Source organism: Rhodospirillaceae bacterium (assembly GCA_018662005.1).
Classification (GTDB): Bacteria; Pseudomonadota; Alphaproteobacteria; order Rhodospirillales; family JABHCV01; genus JACNJU01.
In genome coordinates this window covers 165,702-183,580 of the sequence record JABJHA010000002.1, presented here as the reverse complement: position 1 = coordinate 183,580, position 17,879 = coordinate 165,702, and the positions used below count along the sequence as shown (strand labels likewise).

Sequence of the window (17,879 nt, the reverse complement as noted above, 5' to 3'; positions counted from 1 at the left end):
GGGGAGGATGCGATAATGAACTGGGAAGTATTTTTGACCTGCGCCGTCACCGGTGCCGGTGACACCGCCGATAAAAGTGAACATGTGCCGGTGACCCCGCAGGAAATTGCGGACTCGGCCATTGACGCGGCCAAGGCCGGTGCCGCCATCGTTCATATCCATGTTCGTGATCCGGAAACCGGAAAGGGCGCGCGCGACCCTGAACTGTTTAAGGAAACCGTTGATCGTATTCGTTCCGCCGATGTTGATGCGGTGATCAACCTGACGGCGGGGATGGGCGGCGATCTTGTGCTTGGCGGTGCTGAAACACCTTTGCCGCTCAATGATGCGGGCACTGATATGGCCGGGGCCACCGAACGCCTTACTCATGTCGCCAACCTGCTGCCCGATATCTGTACGCTCGATTGTGGTTCCATGAATTTTGCCGCCGGTGGCGATTATGTGATGACCAACACACCCGACACCTTGCGTGCCATGGCCGCACAGGTGAAAGCCATGGGGGTGCGACCGGAACTGGAAGTTTTCGATTTTGGTCACATCGTCATGGTCAAGGATTTGATCAAGGAAGGCCTGATTGATGATCCGGTGATGATCCAGCTCTGCATGGGCATTCCCTACGGCGCGCCCGATGATCCAAATACGTTTATGGCGATGGTCAATGCCTTGCCGGAAAAGGCTGTCTTTTCGGCGTTTTCAATTGGTCGTATGCAAATCCCCTTTGTCGCCATGGCAACCCTTGCTGGCGGCAACGTGCGAGTCGGACTGGAAGACAATATCTACCTGTCCAAGGGGGTTAAGACATCTAACGCTGGCTTGGTCGAGCGCGCTACGACGCTTCTTGAAAACATGAACGTCAAGGTTATTGGCCCGGATGAAGTGCGCCAGAAACTTGAAATAACGAAGCGCACACAATGAACAAAATTAAAACGGTTGGATTGCTAGGCGGCGGGGTTATCGGCGCTGGTTGGGCGGCTCGCTGCCTGCTTAACGGGCTGGATGTGGTTGTCTTCGATCCCGATTCGGAGAATGAGAAGAAAACCACCGAGGTTCTGGAAAACGCCCGCCGCGCATATCAGAAAATTTCTCCTTCTTCACTGCCCGGCGAAGGTACGATTCGCTTTGCTGGCAGTATTGGTGAAGTCGGTGGGGCCGCAGATTTTGTTCAGGAAAGTTTGCCCGAGCGCGAGGATTTGAAAATTTCCGTTCTGGCAGAGCTCTGTCAGGTGCTTGATCCGCAAGTGATCATTGGCTCTTCAACGTCAGGCTTGCTTCCCTCTCGTATTCAGGCGGGCATCAAGGGCCCTGAAAGATTTGTCGTCGGTCATCCGTTCAACCCGGTTTATCTGATGCCGCTTGTCGAGATTTGCGGCGGCGATTTGACATCACCGGAAACCAAAGAGCGGGCAATGGAATTTTACACCTCCATTGGTATGCGGCCCTTGCATGTTCGCAAGGAAATTGATGGCTTCATCGCCGACCGCCTGATGGAAGCCTTGTGGCGAGAAGCCCTGTGGATGATCAACGACGATGTCGCCACGGCCGAAGAAATAGACGATGCCATGCGCTTCGGTCCCGGTCTGCGGTGGGCATTTATGGGAACCTTCATGACCTACCGGGTTGCCGGTGGAACCGGCGGAATGCGACATTTTATGGAGCAATTCGGCCCAACTCTTAAGTTGCCGTGGACCAAGCTGATGGATGTCCCGGACTTGACCGACGACTTGATCGACAAGATTGCCAGGCAGTCCGACGAACAGGCGGGTGACACATCCATTCGCGAACTGGAACGTCTGCGCGATGATTGTCTGGTTTCGGTCATGCAGGGACTTGAAAGCCAAAATTACGGGGCGGGTGAAGTGCTGGGACAGTACAAAGCGCGTCTTCAAAAAGGGGACTGGTGATGGATTTCGGATTAAGCCATGAACAGGAAATGGTCGTGGACACGGTCCGCGCCTTTGTTGAAAAAGAACTCTACCCGTTGGAGGAAGAAGTCGAACGAACCGGACAGGTGCCGCCCGACATGGGCCGGGAAATTCAAAACAAGGTTCTGGAATTGGGGTTTTACGCGGCCAACATTCCGGAAGAATTTGGCGGCGGTGGCCTCGATCACCTGACCTTCACCTTGCTTGAGCGGGAATTGGGGCGGGCCTCCATGGCCTTAACCACATTCTGGGGACGACCATCCAACATCCTGTGCGCCTGTAATGACGAGCAGCGCGCCCGTTATCTTGATCCGTGTGTCAGGGGAGAGAAAATTGACGCCTTGGCGATGACCGAACCTGATGCGGGTTCTGACGTGCGTGGTATGAAAACTGTGGCTCGCAAAGACGGCGATGACTGGATCATTAACGGCACCAAGCATTTCATTTCTCATGCAGACATTGCCGATTTTATCATCGTTTTCGTGGCCACCGGCGAAGATGAAACGTCGCGGGGCACGCGCAAGCAAATATCATGCTTTCTGGTTGATCGGGGAACCCCCGGTTTTGAAATCCGCGATGGTTACCAGTCGGTCTCGCATCGTGGGTATCATAATTGTATTTTGAATTTTGATGAATGCCGGGTGCCCTCAAACCAGATGCTGGGGGAAGAAGGCGGCGGCTTTGAAGTGGCCAATACCTGGCTCGTCGCGACCCGGCTTTCTGTGGCGGCGTTTTCGGTCGGGCGCGCACGCCGGGCTTTCGATTTGGCCTTGAACTGGACGACGGAACGAAAACAGTTCGGCCAGCAGATCAGCAAGTTTCAGGGTGTGTCATTCAAACTGGCTGACATGATTACCGAAATCGACGCTGCCGATCTTCTCACCCTGGCCGCAGCCTGGCAGCTCGATCAGGGTGTCGACGCCAATCTTGCCATATCCCAGGCCAAGCTCTACGCCACTGAAATGCTGGCTCGTGTAACCGATGAGGCAATCCAGATTCATGGCGGCATGGGGTTGATGAGCGACCTGCCGCTTGAACGTTTCTGGCGGGATGCCCGGGTCGAGCGTATTTGGGATGGAACCAGTGAAATCCAGCGCCACATCATCTCGCGCGAACTATTGCGGCCTATCGGCGGATAATGATGGATTTATCCCGGCTCCTGCGCCCGCGATCGATAGCCGTCTTCGGCGGCCACTTTGCCGAAGCGGTGGTTGAGCAATGCGACCGGGCTGGATACGCTGGCGCTCTTTGGCCGATAAATCCCAAGCGTAGTGACATTCACGGCCACAAGTGCTTTGCCGATGTGGAAGCGCTTCCCGGTGTCCCTGACGCGGCCTTCATCGGCGTCAATCGCAACCAGACGATTGAGGTGATTGAATCTCTTGCCGCCATGGGTGCAGGCGGGGCGACGGCTTTTGCCTCGGGTTTTAAAGAGACCGGCGAGGAAGGCGAAGATTTGCAAAACGCCTTTATAAAGGCGGCGGGCGAGATGCCGGTTATTGGCCCTAATTGCTACGGCTTGATCAACTATCTGGACAGCGCCCTGCTTTGGCCGGACGTCCATGGCGGAAAACGGGTTGAGCGCGGTGTTGCCATACTGGCCCAGTCCAGCAACATCGCCATTAATCTGACCATGAACAGGCGCGGCTTGCCCATTGCTTACATGGCGACGGTTGGCAATCAGGCCGTCGTTACCGTGCCGGACCTGATCGAGGCCTTTCTTGATGATCCGCGTGTCACCGCCATTGGCCTTCACATGGAAGGGATTAGTGATCCGCAAGCGCTGGCGGCGGTTATGGAAAAAGCTCACGCAAAGGGCGTTCCTGTGGTTGCCATTAAATCCGGCAAATCCGAAGGTGGGGCCCGCCTGACCCTTAGTCACACGGCTTCTCTTTCGGGTAGTGACGTGGTCATGGATGCCTATTTTGGCCGGTTGGGGATCGCCCGGGTTGATACCCTGTCCCGGTTTCTCGAAACCCTGATGCTGCTTCACGTTGGCGGGCCGCTTGCCGGTAACAGCGTTGTCAGCATGAGCTGTTCAGGCGGCGAGGCGGCCCTGATTTCAGATGTCGGGGCGCACCGGGGCATTAACTTCCGCCCCTTCACGAAAGTCGACAGCGAACGCATCGGGAAAACCGTCAATGAACTGGTCACGGTTTCCAACCCGTTTGATTATCACATGTTCGACTGGGCCAATGAGGAGCGTCTGGGGGCGACGTTCACGGCGGTGATGAAGAGCGGTTTTGACCTGAATATTATTGTTCTGGATTTCCCCCGCGAAGAAAGTGGCAGTGACGATGAATGGCATGTATCCCTTCGCGCCCTGAAAGCGGCGGCTGACGAAACCGGGAGCCGCGCCGCCGTTTTGGCGACCTTGCCTGAAAATATGCCTGAGCGGGTGGTGACGGGTCTGTTGGAAATGGGCATCACCCCCTTGTCAGGAATCGATGACGCCATGGCGACGATCAGCGCCGCGGCCAAGTTGGGTTCACCCCGTTCGGCCCAGCCATTCCAACACCTGCCCGGACCACTATCTTCAAACGATGTGCGAACATTGAACGAATGGCAAAGCAAGCAACGACTGGCTGAATACGGCATTGAAATTCCAGAAGGCCGCATGTGTGGCTCCGTTAACAAAGCCGTGGCGGCGGGTCAGGCGCTGGGCTATCCACTTGTACTCAAGGCTGTCGGGGCGGAACTTGTCCATAAAACCGAACAGAACGCGGTGCGCCTGGGTATTTCAAACGAGGCCGACGTGCGCGCTGCGGCCACTGATCTTTTTAATCAGGGCGAGGGCGTTCTTGTTGAACGGATGAGCGAAAACCCGCTTTGCGAATTGATCATCGGGGTTACCAGTGATCCGGTTATTGGTCTGCATTTGCTTGTTGGTTTTGGTGGTATCCTGGCGGAAATTGTTCGCGATTCCTGCATCATATTAATACCAGCAGAGGCCGATGAGATCAGGCAGTCCATCCTGTCGCTGAAGGCAGCCCCCCTGCTACTGGGGCACAGGGGTCAGGCGACGGCTGACCTGGACGCTGTTATCAATGCGGTGATCGGGGTTCAGAAATTCGCCCTTGATCACGCAGACAAATTAATCGAACTGGATATCAACCCGCTTATCGTCAAATCTGACGGGGCGGTTGCTGTGGACGCCCTTATAAGACTGGAGAAATAAGATGACAGAAGATGCGATTAAGGTTGAGCGCCGCGGCGCTGTTCTTGAAGTCACCATCGACAGGCCAAAGGCAAACGCCATCGATGTGGCGACGAGCCGTATAATGGGCGAAGTCTTTGCATCCTTTCGCGATGACCCCGACTTGAAGGTGGCCATTATCACCGGTGGCGGAGACAAGTTTTTTTCGGCCGGTTGGGATTTGAAGGCAGCCGCCGAAGGTGAAGTTCCGGATTCCGATTACGGTGTAGGCGGCTTTGGCGGCTTGCAGGAATTGCCGAACCTGAACAAACCGGTGATCGCCGCACTGAATGGCATGACGGTTGGTGGCGGCTTCGAGATTGCCTTATCAGCCGATATTATCATCGCCGCCGATCATGTGCGTTTTGCCCTGCCCGAAATCAAGGCGGGTACGGTCGCGGATGCTGCGACGATTAAATTGCCCAAGCGCATTCCTTATCATGTGGCTATGGAGTTTTTATTCACCGGTCGCTGGATGGATGCCCCCGAAGCCCTGCACTGGGGCTTGATTAATGAAATTGTCGCGCAGGATTTACTGATGGAGCGAGCCCGTGAAGTTGCCGACCTTCTGGCATCCGGGCCGTCATTGGTTTTCGCCGCCATCAAGGAAGTCGCCCGTGAAACCGAAGGCATGACATTTCATAAAGCCTTGTCGCAGGTGACAAACCGTAAACTGCCAACCGTCGATATTCTTTATGGCAGTGAGGATGTCAAGGAAGGGTCATTGGCTTTTGCTGAAAAGCGCGAGCCTGTGTGGAAGGGAAAATAATACCAACAGGAACAAAAAAAGATTATGCAGGTAGGGAGGGAGAACAAATAAATGAAAGCTGCTGTCTGTCGAAAGTTTGGCGATCCTCTTCAAATCGAAGACGTCGCGATCGCCTCACCGGGGCCGGGTGAAGTCCTAGTCAAACTTGCCGCCTGCGCCATCTGTCACAGTGATATCATTTTTATGGACGGTGGTTGGGGCGGTGATCTTCCCGCCGTATACGGGCATGAAGCAGCAGGAATTGTCGAGAGTGTCGGCGATGGTGTCGAAAGCATGACCCCGGGTGATCATGTGGTGGTCACCCTGATCCGCTCCTGCGGGCATTGTCACTACTGTTCACAAGGGGCATCGGTGGCTTGCGAGACGACTTTTCATCTTGATCAGCAAAGCCCGCTTTCAACCGCTAATGGCGATGTCCTGAAGCATGGTCTCAGGACCGGCGGATTTGCGGAATATGTTGTTGTCCACGACTCTCAGGCCGTCGCCATCGACCGCAGTGTCGCCCTGGATAGCGCCTCATTGCTGGCTTGCGGGGTGCTCACGGGCTTTGGCGCCGTGGTTAATACGGCAGCGGTTGAAACAGGCAGCAGTGTTGTTGTTATCGGCACCGGTGGCGTTGGCCTTAACAGTGTGCAAGGGGCCAGGATCAGTGGGGCTGCGACCATTATCGCCATTGACGTTTCAGCAGATAAACTGAAAGCGGCGCAGGAATTTGGCGCAACTCACGCGATCAACGCAAGCGATGCAGATATTGTCAGTCAGGTTCGGGCGTTGACCGGTGGACGCGGTGCCGATTATGTCTTTGTTACGGTTGGCTCCATCGTCGCCATCAATAGCGCCTACGCCCTGATGGGATCAACGGGGGCGGTGGTTCTGGTGGGGATGCCGGAAAATGGTGTGATGTCTGAATTCGAGCCCGGCAACATCGCCGATCAAAGCCAGCGCATTCTGGGCTCCAAGATGGGCTCCGGCCGGGTCCAGATTGATATTCCCTATCTCGTCACCTTGTACCAGCAGGGTCGCCTGAAGCTGGATGAGCTGATTTCGGGACGCTACCCACTGGAAGATATCAATGAAGCCATCGCGTCGGCGAGGCGCGGCGAGGCCCTGCGTAACGTGATTGTTTTTTGACCGGTAAGGGTTAAGAGTATGAAGATTATTGAAGTCAAAACGTTTGTCGTTGGGAATCCACCACCACATTTTGGCGGTCGCTATTTCATCTTCCTGAAGCTGGTAACCGATAGCGGCATTGAAGGTGTCGGTGAAGTTTACGCGGCGACCTTCGGCCCCCACGTTATTGCCAAAATGATTGAAGATGTGTGCGCCCGTCATGTCATTGGCCACGATCCCTTCAAGATCGAACGCTTGTGGCGAAATGTTTACGGGGCCGGATACACCTTGCGGCCGGATGTTTCGGTGATGGGTGTTCTAAGCGGCATCGAAATGGCGTGTTGGGACATTATCGGAAAGGATGTCGACAAGCCCGTTTACGAGCTTTTGGGCGGTATGGTGCGTGACCGGCTCCGTTCGTACACCTATCTGTACCCGCACGAGGACGAGGATGCGACGACCTTCTACGCCGATCCGGATCGCTCCGCCGAGCGCGCCCTGGAATACGTATCGCAAGGCTTTACGGCGGTGAAGTTTGATCCGGCTGGACCCTACAGTGTTTACGATCCCCGTCAGCCCTCGCTTGATGACATTGCCCGCTCTGTTGAATTTGTGAAGAAAATTCGTGAGGCCGTTGGAACCCGGGCCGATCTGTTGTTTGGCACCCATGGTCAATTCACAACAGCGGGCGCCATTCGATTGGCGCGCCAGTTGGAACCTTACGATCCACTTTGGTTTGAAGAGCCGACGCCGCCGGAAAACACCTCTGAGATGGGTCGCGTCGCCCGTCAAACGACGATCCCGATTGCAACCGGCGAACGGCTGACGACAAAGTATGAATTCGCCCGGGTACTGGAAGATCAGGCAGCCTCGATCCTGCAACTGGCGCTGGGCCGTTGCGGTGGCATTCTGGAAGCCAAGAAAATCGCGGGCATGGCCGAAACTTACTATGCACAGATCGCACCGCATCTTTATTGCGGGCCGATCGAAGGGGCTGCAAACATTCAAATCAGCACCTGCACGCCAAACTTTCTGATCCTGGAAAGCATTCAGCAATGGGGCGGGTTTCACGCTGAAATTCTGAAAAAACCAATCCAGTGGGAAGATGGTTACGTCATTCCACCCACAGACCCAGGACTGGGTGTCGAGTTGAATGAGGAGGTCGCCTTGGCCAACCCTTATACAGACGACAAACTGCACCTGGAAATGTCGGAAGACCCTCTTTAAGGAGAACATCATGAAAATTGGTTTCATCGGGCTTGGCAATGTCGGTGGTAAATTGGCCGGAAGTTTGCTGCGGAATGGCTTTGATCTGACGGTCCGCGATCTTGATCGGGATTTAGCCCAACCGTTTCTGGACGACGGCGCCACTTGGGCTGAAAGCCCGAAGGAAATGGCCGAAGCGGTTGACATGATCATCACCTGTTTACCGTCCCCGGCAGCCAGCGCCGCCGTTATGGAGGCCGAAGACGGTATCCTTGCCGGGTTGGGGGAGGGGAAAATCTGGCTCGAGATGAGCACCACTGACGAGGCCGAAGTTAAGCGCCTGGCCGAAAAGGTCATCGCCACGGGGGCGACGCCCATGGACACGCCGGTATCAGGTGGATGTCACAGGGCCGCGACGGGGAACATCGCCATCTTCGCGGGTGGTGAACGCGCCGCCTTCGAGCGCGCCTTGCCAGCACTCAGCGCCATGGGTAGGCGTATTCTTCATACTGGCCCCCTGGGCTCTGCGTCGGTGTTGAAAGTGGTGACCAATTATCTGGCGTCTGTGCATCTGGTGTCGCTGGGCGAGGCCATGATGACCGCTGCCAAGGCCGGTATGGATATGAGCACGACGTTTGAAGCGATCCGCATATCCTCTGGCAACTCCTTCGTACATGAAACTGAAAGTCAGGTCATTCTCAATGGCAGCTACAATATCAACTTCACCATGGATCTTGTAATCAAGGATATGACGCTGTTCCAAAGCGTAGCAGAGCGGGCCGGGGTTCCCCTTGAAATTTCCCCCAAGGTGCTCGACATTTTTAAACAGGGGCAGGAAAAATACGGATCACGGGCCTGGTCATCGATGATCGTCAAACGCCTTGAAGATGCTTGCGAGATGGACTTGCGTGCCCCTGGCTTCCCGCCAGAAATGATCGATACGGAAACAGAGGAAGCAGGGCATGAAGTTGTTGTTAAGGCCCAATAGAATTTTTTTGGCAAGACAGTGTAAAAACGTGACCAGAGATCACAATACTATCCCCACTCGCAATCTTTGTTATCAACGATGATAATGCAGGACGGGTAGGGAATAAGGATTGTCGCAATGGGAATATTATATTTCTCCGTGCCTGTTGAGGATGGCAAGGTCGCAATTGATAATGCTGTGAAAAATATATGTAACCTTGAATAATGCGGTTGAAGGGTTATCATGCCCTGATACGTAACAAAGCATTATCATTATAAAAAAAACGGGAGAAGTTCTTAAATTCAGGATCGTTTAAGTTAGATAAACTAACGATGCGATCACCTGTCCTACGTCTACATAGAGCTTCTTTAATGAAAGCATCAAAAACAAGCCTAGGGAGGGGAGTTATGACGAAGACAAAGATGGACCATGAAAAACAGGGTCGCGTACACCCAAGAGTAGCGGACCTCAAGAACAAATTTCTAAAAGGCGAAGTGGACCGCAGGGAATTCCTGCGCACAACCACGCTTCTGGGACTTAGCGCCGCCGCCGCTTATTCATTTACCGATACATTCAGCAATGAACTTCCAAGCCTGATTTCCAGCGCCGAAGCCGCGACCCCGAAAAAAGGCGGCACCATCCGTTGCGCCATGCAGGTTCAGGACATGTCCGACCCGGCAGTCTATGACTGGGTTGAAAAATCCAACGTCACGCGGCAGATGGCTGAATATCTGACGATCACCGGTTCCGATAACGTGACCCGGCCCTATCTGGCTGAAAAATGGGTGCCCTCAGATGACTTGAAAACATGGACGTTCCATATTCGCAAAGGCGTCAAGTTTGGTAACGGCGACGAGTTGACCGCCGACGATGTCATCGTCAACATCAAGCGCTGGCTCGACCCTAATGTCGGCTCTTCCATGGTCGGTATGCTCAACACCATGCTTAAGGAAGAAGACGGTAAGGACAAAGACGGCAAGGCGATCAAGGTCAAGCGTATGATCGAAGGCTCTGTCGAGAAGGTTGACACTTACACCGTTCGCATTCACCTGAATTCGCCGGATCTGTCGATCCCCGAAAAAATGTACCATTACCCGGCTGTTATCATGCATCGCAGCTTTGCCGAAAAAGGTGCCAACATTACCAAGACACCTGATCTTGGCACCGGTCCTTATACGCTGGCCGAATTCAGGGTTGGTGAAATTGCGATCCTGAAACGCCGTGGTGGTGGTTTCAAGTATTGGGGCGAAGACCCACTCCTTGATGAAATTCACTACATCGACACCGGGCAGGACTCTGCCGCTTCCCTTGCGGCACTCGCTTCGGGCCAGGTCGATACTATGTATGTGCTCGACCTGACGCTGCTCGGCGCCGCCGAGACCATGCCGGGCGTTAAGGTGCATGAGGTAACGACGGCACAAACCGGCTGCATGCGTATCCAGGCCGAAAGAGCGCCCTATAAAGACATTCGGGTGCGTCAGGCGATGCAACTGGCTGCCGATAACGAGCAGATGTTGAAAACCGCTCACCAGGGCCGTGGTATGGTTGCAGAAAATCACCATGTTTGTGGCTGCCAGCCCGATTACGCGCCGCTACCCAAGATCAAGCGCAATGTTGGCAAGGCCAAACAGCTTTTGGCTGATGCCGGACATGGCGGTGGTCTCGACATTACGTGTAATGTCGGCAACACCAATGGCCAGTGGGAGACGGATCAGGTTATCGTGCTGAAGCAGAATCTAGCCGAAGCAGGAATCAACGTGAACGTTAATGTCATGCCTGCTGCACAGTATTGGGATGTCTGGGACAAGGCGGACTTCAGCCTGACGGTGTGGACGCATAGGCCACTTGGCACCATGTTGCTCGGCGTCGCTTACCGCACCGGTGTGCCGTGGAACGAAGCCAAGTATTCCAGCAAGGAATTTGATGACTTGCTGACCCAGGCAGAATCGACGGTGGATATCAACAAGCGCCATAAAATTATGGCGAAGGTTGAAAAACGCCTGCAGGACGACGCCATCATGATCCAGCCGTACTTCCGTTCGGTGATGACGGCGGCCAGTGACAAGGTCCAGAATTTAGGAATTCACCCGACCAACTATCACCAATGGAACAAAGTCTGGATTGATTCCTGACTTGATTTTCGAGCATCAAAAAGCGCCACCGGCATTTCTTTACAAGAAATGCCGGTGAGCGCGGTGTCCTGTTACGACGGTTGAGACTAAGGATAACATCCTCATGTTGATTATGATCAGCAAGCGTATAGGTTTTATGATACTGACCATGCTGGTGGTGTCGATGTTGCTGTTCATGTTGCTCGAGTTTTCGCCGGGCAACGTCGCGACCAAGGTTCTGGGGCCCTATTCATCTGAAGAAGCGCGTCAGTTGTGGCTTGAAAGACACGGCTATTTCGAACCGTTGTGGTACCGGTATGGGTCTTGGCTGGGTAATTTCCTGAGCGGGGAATTTGGCGATTCCGTGCGCTTCAGGGTGCCGGTATCCGAAGTTTTGTGGCCGCGTCTGTGGAACACGGCGATCTTGGGGTTCTGGACCTTCGCCATCATGATCCCGCTATCGCTCATTCTTGGCGTGTTGGCCGGCATGCGCGAGGGCTCCAGACTGGACCGCGTCATTTCGATAGGCTCGATCATCACCACATCAGTTCCGGAATTCGCCAGCACCGTCCTTTTGTCGGCCATATTCGTATTCGGCCTGAAATGGCTGCCGGGCACGTCGTCAATGACCAGCGGCTTCGATGTCAAACAAATGATTCTGCCGGTAATGGTGCTGATTATCTATGATTTTGGCTATGTCGCGCGGATGACGCGGGCGTCTATGGCTGAAGTGATGACCACCCACTATATCCGCACCGCCGTGCTAAAGGGCCTGCCGTACAGACAGGTGATCATGAAGCACGCGCTCAGGAATGCGCTGATCGCGCCCTTCACGGTGATTATGCTGCAGATCAACTGGTTGCTGTCGGGGGTTATCGTTGTCGAATTCTTCTTCGCCTACAAAGGCTTTGGGGCCTTGCTGCTGGAGGCATCGCTCAATCAGGATATCTTCGTTATCGAGGCCTGTGCCATGGTCGCCGTGTTCGTCGCCGTCGCCAGCCAGACCATCGCCGACATCGGTTATACCTATCTTAACCCCAGAATTCGCTTCACCTGAGGGAGGATGAAAGATGACAGATATCGTCGAAACCGTCACCCCAGCGCCGACCCCAGGAGCCGCCTTTATGCGTGCGCTCAAGTCCTTTGCACTGCTGCGTGAAAGCACACCCGGCATGGTCGGTGCCCTATTGGTCCTGTTCTGGGTCATCATCGCCATCCTGGCACCGCTCATTGCCCCCTTCGATCCGCTGGCCACCCTGCAACCCATGGCCAAACCCGGCACCGTCTACGCCCAGGGCGGCACCTTCTGGCTCGGCACTGATCATCTTGGCCGCGATATTCTGTCGCGCATTATCTTTGGCTCTCAAACGGTCTTGTTCTATGCGCCGCTGGCGACGCTATGCGCCTATACGCTGGGCATTCTGATGGGGCTGGCGGCTGGCTATCATCTGGGTTGGTGGGATATCTTACTGTCCCGTATCAGTGACATCATCCTGTCGTTCCCGGTGCTTGTCCTCTACATCATCATCATTGCCACCATCGGTTCCTCCGGCATCAACATCATCATCGCCATCACCTTCGCCAGCGCCCCAGGCATCATGCGTATCGTTCGCGGACTGGTGCTCGACCTGCGAAACCGCGATTACGTCGCCGCCGCCCAGACGCGCGGTGAATCCCCCATGTATATTATGTTGGTGGAAATCTTGCCGAACGCGCGCGGGCCGCTGATCGTCGATGCCTGTCTGCGCTTAGGCTACGTCATCATCACCATCGGCGTGTTGGGGTTCCTGGGACTTGGTCTGCCGCCGCCAGACCCGGATTGGGGCGGCATGATCAATGAAACGCGGAAGATGGCAATGATCTTCCCGCATATGACGATCTTTCCGTGCATCGCTATTTCATCGTTGATTTTGGGCTTCAACCTGCTCGCCGACGGCTTGCGTGAAGTTTCACTGAGGGATTAAGCTATGCCAGATTCTGCAAACAGTTACGATGGCCCGGTCCTGGAAATAGAGGACCTGTGTCTGTCCTATTACACCCGAGCCGGTGAAATTCCCGCCGTTGTCGACTTTTCCGCGACCCTGGCCCCGGGTGAAAGCATCGGACTGGTCGGTGAGTCGGGCTGCGGCAAGTCGACCGTGGCCATGGCGATCATGCGTTATATGGGCGGCAACGGCGATATCGTCGGCGGCACCGTCAAGTTCAAGGGCCGCGACATGGCGACCCTTAGCAGTGAAGAACTGCAAAATATTCGCGGTTCGGAAATCGCCATGATCTACCAGGAGCCGATGGCGGCGCTCAATCCGTCACTCACCATCGGCAGCCAGTTGATGGAAGTGCCGATGACTCATGAGGGCGCATCCAGTGACGAGGCCTTCAAGCGCAGTGTTCAAATGCTTGGCGATGTCCACTTGCCCGACCCCGAGCGGGTCATGGATGCCTACCCGCACCAGATTTCAGGCGGCCAGCAGCAGCGTGTGGTAATCGCCATGGCGCTGTTGTCGAGCCCGTCGTTGTTGCTGCTGGATGAACCGACGACGGCGCTTGATGTCACCGTCGAGGCGGGCATCGTCGAGTTAATCGCCGAATTGAGCAAAAAGTTCAATACGTCGCTGCTTTATATTTCACACAATCTGGGTTTGATGCTTGAGGTCTGCGACCGCATCTGCGTCATGTATTCCGGCGAGGTGGTCGAGGAAGGACACATCGATTCGATCTTTTCCTGGCCCAAGCACCCCTATACGCACGGGCTGTTCGGCTGTATTCCACTGCCCCATGCCGACAAGAACGCACGTCCCTTGAAGGCCATCCGCGGGCAGTTGCCGCTGCCGCACGAACGTCCCACCGGTTGCTACTTCGGTCCGCGCTGTGATTTCTTCGAGGCCGGAACCTGTGATAATGAACTGGTAAAAATGACCGCTGTCCACACCGACGAAGATTCGGCGCACCGGGTCCGCTGCGAATTGTGGAACAGCATCGACCACGATGCGTTGATTTCCGTGAGCGAGGCGAAGCCACCGGCGGAAATTGGCGAGACGGTGCTTGAAGTCGATGCCATGCAGAAATATTACGAGGTCCGCGACACCTCAATGGCGGCAATGATTTCGGGTGAAGGTGTGCGCCACGTCAAAGCCAACGAGGATATAACCTTCCGCGCCGGGCGCGGCGAAACCGTCGCTATCGTCGGCGAGTCGGGCTGCGGCAAGTCAACCTTCGCCAAGGTCCTGATGGGCCTGGAACAGGCGACCGATGGCGAAGTCCTTATGGGCGGCGTCAATATTGGTGATCTGCCGGTGCAAAGCCGTACGCCGGGTCAGCTAGGCAACTTGCAGATGGTCTTCCAAAATCCCAACGACACCCTCAACCCCAGCTTAACCATCGGTGCCCAAATCGGCCGGGTGATCAAGAAATTCGGTGTCGAGACCGATCCTGTCAAAATCCAGGAAAGAGTCCTGCAGTTGCTTGATGTCGTTAAGCTGCCGCGTGATTTCGCCATCCGCAAGCCGCGGCAACTTTCCGGTGGGCAGAAGCAGCGCATCGGTATCGCCCGGGCGTTTGCCGGCAACCCGGCCATGGTCATTGCCGACGAACCGATTTCGGCGCTTGACGTATCGGTGGCCGCCGCCGTTACTGAACTGCTGACCGATATCCAGCGCGAAAACCAGACGACGTTGCTGTTTATCAGCCACGACTTGAGCGCCGTCAGGTATCTGGCCGACCGGGTCGTCGTCATGTATATGGGCCTGCTGGTGGAGCGTGGCACCACCGACGAAGTGTTCAGCCCGCCCTATCATCCTTATACCGAGGCGCTGCTGTCGGCCGTGCCGATCGCCGATCCGGAAGTCACGAAACGGCGCATCGTGTTGGAAGGCAACCTGCCCAGCGCGCTCAATCCGCCGAAGGGATGCCCGTTTTCGACCCGCTGCCAACGCAGGATCGGCGAAATCTGCGACAACGAACCGCCACCCGTGCAGTTTAACGCAGATCGCCATGGCATTGCCTGCCATATACCTATGGATGAACTTCGCGAGGTTGAACCGGTGATTAAGGTTTCTGATCAACATTCCGTTCCCACTGCCGGCGCGGCGGAACCTTAAAATCCACCATGTGACATCACTTAATGCTCAGGTGAAACGGCAAAAAGACATCGCGAGGGGTAAGGGAAATACCGATGAAAGATCATGTGCAAGTCGCCGTCATTGGCGGCGGCGTCGTTGGTTGCAGCGTTCTGTATCATTTGACGAAAGCAGGCTGGAAAGATGTTGTGCTGCTGGAGCGCGATGAGCTGACATCAGGCTCGACCTGGCATGCGGCAGGCGGTTTTCATACCCTTAACGGCGACCCTAACGTTGCCAAACTCCAGCGCTATACCATTGAGCTTTATAAGGAAATTGAGGAAATTTCCGGGCAATCCTGCAGCCTTCATCTGACCGGTGGTGTGATGCTGGCGGGAACCCAGGAACGTCTCGACTGGTTGAAGATGGCGCGCGCCCGCGCCCGATATCTTGGCGAGGAGATGGACATTATTTCCGTCGACGAGGCGGCCGACATTTTTCCGCTGATGGACAAGAAGCATTTTGTTGGCGCCATGTGGAGCCCGACGGAAGGCCATCTTGATCCCTCGGGCACGACACACGCCTTTGCCAAGGCGGCACGTGTGGGCGGTGCGGAAGTCTATCGTCATACCAAGGTTGAAGACTTGCAGCATCGTCCGGATGGCACCTGGGATGTGGTCACCGACAAAGGCACCATTCACGCCGACCATGTGGTCAACGCGGGTGGCCTGTGGGCGCGCGAAGTCGGGCGCATGGTCGGGCTGGAGTTGCCCATTCTGGCGATGGAACACATGTACCTGCTGACCGAGGAAATGGCAGAGGTGACCGCCCATAACGAGGCCAAGGGCGAGGAGATCAAGCACGCTATCGATTTTGAAGGTGAACTTTATCTGCGCCAGGAAGGCAAAGGTATGCTTATGGGCACGTACGAGAAAGCCTGTGTGCCCTGGGCTGAACGCGAGACTCCTTGGGATTTCGGCCACGAACTGCTGCAACCCGACCTTGATCGCATCGCGCCATCACTGGAAGTTGGTTTTTCTCACTTCCCGGCCTTTGAAAATGCGGGCATCAAGCAGATTATCAACGGCCCCTTCACTTTTGCACCCGATGGCAATCCCATCATTGGCCCTGTCCGGGGGCTGAAGAATTACTGGTGCGCTTGTGCGGTGATGGCCGGGTTCAGCCAGGGCGGCGGCGTCGGGCTGGCGTTATCGGAATGGATGGTTAACGGCGATCCGGGTTTCGATGTATGGGGGATGGATGTTTCGCGTTACGGTGACTGGACGACCATGGCCTATACCAACGCCAAGGTGCGTGAAAATTATTCAAACCGTTTTTCGGTCGTTTATCCTAACGAGGAACGCCCCGCCGGTCGGCCCCTGCGCGTGACGCCAGTCTATGATCGCCTGAAAGAGAATAATGCGGTTTTCGGTTCCGCATACGGCCTGGAAAGTGCCCAGTGGTTCGCGCCAGAGGGCGAAACCCCTTACGAAACCCCGACTTTCAAACGCTCCAACGCCTGGGCTTCGGTTAAGGCAGAATGTGCGGCGGTGCGATCGGCGGTTGGCATGATGGAAACGTCGTCTTTCGCCAAATACCGTGTCACCGGCCCCGATGCCGAAGCCTGGATTTCAAAGGTTCTCGCCAACCGGCTGCCCAAACCGGGCCGCGTCCTGCTTTCGCCCATGCTGAACGAGGCGGGCAAGCTGATCGGTGATTTTACGGTTGCTAATCTTGACGGTGAAACCTTTATGGTTTTTGGTTCCGGCATCGCCGAAGAATACCACATGCGCTGGTTCAAAGTGCACAGCCAGGGAAGCGACGTGCACATAGAGGCGTTGTCGCTTGGTCTTGTTGGCTTGTCGATCGCCGGGCCGAAATCCCGGGAATTACTGGCCAAGGTTACCGCTACGGATGTCTCGACGGCCGCTTTTCCCTTCATGTCTATAGGTGAGATGGATTTAGGTATGTATCCGGCGCTTGTCGGACGCCTGACCTTTACCGGCGATCTGGGATATGAAATCTGGATGAAGCCTGAATACCAGGCCCAGATATTCGATTTGCTGATGCAGGCGGGTGAAGAATTCGGACTGAAATTATTTGGCAGTCGTGCCCTGAATTCCCTGCGTCTTGAAAAAGGGTTCGGCGGTTGGGCGACGGAATACAGGCCCGTCTATGGACCCTTCGAGGCCGGGCTGGGACGCTTTATCGATCTGGGTAAAAACGACTTTATAGGCCGCGAGGCTGCGGCCCGTGAAAAGGCCGATGGGCCTGAACGGCGGCTTGTCACCTTTACCATTGACGCCGATGACGCCGACGTATTGGGCGACGAACCGATCTGGCACGGGGAGGATGTGGTCGGCTGGATCACATCTGGCGGCTTTAGCCACCATGTGGATCAATCGGTGGCGCTTGGCTATATCCCTGTTGGTCTGGCAGACGGGAGTGACGGCTTCGAGATCGAAATCCTGGGCGTCAAACGCCCCGCAAAACTGTTAAGCGAACCGCTTTTTGATCCTGACGCCGAACGAATGCGGGGCTAA

General features: G+C 55.4%; 13 protein-coding genes. All 13 read left to right on the top strand.

Translation table 11 applies throughout. From position 1 onward, the window contains the following. Positions 1–15: 15 nt before the first annotated feature. The 13 genes from HOL66_00800 to HOL66_00740 all read left to right on the top strand — a co-directional run bounded on the left by HOL66_00800 (position 16) and on the right by HOL66_00740 (position 17,879). Positions 16–915: a 3-keto-5-aminohexanoate cleavage protein gene (locus tag HOL66_00800; GenBank protein ID MBT5242763.1), complete on the top strand. Its 900-nt coding sequence runs from the start codon at positions 16–18 to the stop codon at positions 913–915. Beyond that, complete coding sequence (locus HOL66_00795) at positions 912–1,901, top strand: L-carnitine dehydrogenase (protein ID MBT5242762.1); 990 nt, start codon at positions 912–914, stop codon at positions 1,899–1,901. The genes HOL66_00800 and HOL66_00795 overlap by 4 nt, the downstream gene beginning before the upstream one ends. Further along, positions 1,901–3,061, top strand: coding sequence for an acyl-CoA/acyl-ACP dehydrogenase (locus tag HOL66_00790; protein ID MBT5242761.1), 1,161 nt, complete (start codon positions 1,901–1,903; stop codon positions 3,059–3,061). Before HOL66_00795 ends, HOL66_00790 begins: the two co-directional genes overlap by 1 nt. Continuing rightward, on the top strand, positions 3,061–5,100 hold the full coding sequence (locus HOL66_00785; GenBank protein MBT5242760.1) for an acetate--CoA ligase family protein: 2,040 nt from the start codon (positions 3,061–3,063) through the stop codon (positions 5,098–5,100). Before HOL66_00790 ends, HOL66_00785 begins: the two co-directional genes overlap by 1 nt. A gap of 1 nt (position 5,101) precedes the next feature. After that, on the top strand, positions 5,102–5,887 hold the full coding sequence (gene caiD, locus HOL66_00780; GenBank protein MBT5242759.1) for a crotonobetainyl-CoA hydratase: 786 nt from the start codon (positions 5,102–5,104) through the stop codon (positions 5,885–5,887). Between the two features lie 51 nt (positions 5,888–5,938). Next, positions 5,939–7,018: a Zn-dependent alcohol dehydrogenase gene (locus HOL66_00775; GenBank protein MBT5242758.1), complete on the top strand. Its 1,080-nt coding sequence runs from the start codon at positions 5,939–5,941 to the stop codon at positions 7,016–7,018. An 18-nt stretch (positions 7,019–7,036) separates the two neighbouring features. Continuing rightward, complete coding sequence (locus tag HOL66_00770) at positions 7,037–8,224, top strand: mandelate racemase/muconate lactonizing enzyme family protein (GenBank protein MBT5242757.1); 1,188 nt, start codon at positions 7,037–7,039, stop codon at positions 8,222–8,224. A gap of 10 nt (positions 8,225–8,234) precedes the next feature. Beyond that, on the top strand, positions 8,235–9,191 hold the full coding sequence (locus HOL66_00765; GenBank protein MBT5242756.1) for an NAD(P)-dependent oxidoreductase: 957 nt from the start codon (positions 8,235–8,237) through the stop codon (positions 9,189–9,191). A gap of 401 nt (positions 9,192–9,592) precedes the next feature. Continuing rightward, positions 9,593–11,302 carry an ABC transporter substrate-binding protein gene (locus HOL66_00760; GenBank protein MBT5242755.1) on the top strand — a complete coding sequence of 570 codons (1,710 nt, stop codon included), beginning with the start codon at positions 9,593–9,595 and terminating at the stop codon, positions 11,300–11,302. 103 nt (positions 11,303–11,405) lie between these two features. Continuing rightward, positions 11,406–12,338: an ABC transporter permease gene (locus HOL66_00755; GenBank protein MBT5242754.1), complete on the top strand. Its 933-nt coding sequence runs from the start codon at positions 11,406–11,408 to the stop codon at positions 12,336–12,338. A 67-nt stretch (positions 12,339–12,405) separates the two neighbouring features. Further along, positions 12,406–13,245 carry an ABC transporter permease gene (locus HOL66_00750; protein MBT5242753.1) on the top strand — a complete coding sequence of 280 codons (840 nt, stop codon included), beginning with the start codon at positions 12,406–12,408 and terminating at the stop codon, positions 13,243–13,245. A gap of 3 nt (positions 13,246–13,248) precedes the next feature. Then, positions 13,249–15,378 (top strand): ABC transporter ATP-binding protein, encoded by a 2,130-nt coding sequence (locus HOL66_00745; GenBank protein ID MBT5242752.1) that lies wholly within the window; start codon positions 13,249–13,251, stop codon positions 15,376–15,378. A 74-nt stretch (positions 15,379–15,452) separates the two neighbouring features. Next, the gene (locus HOL66_00740; GenBank protein ID MBT5242751.1) at positions 15,453–17,879 is read left to right on the top strand and encodes an FAD-dependent oxidoreductase; all 2,427 of its coding nucleotides are present in this window, start codon (positions 15,453–15,455) and stop codon (positions 17,877–17,879) included.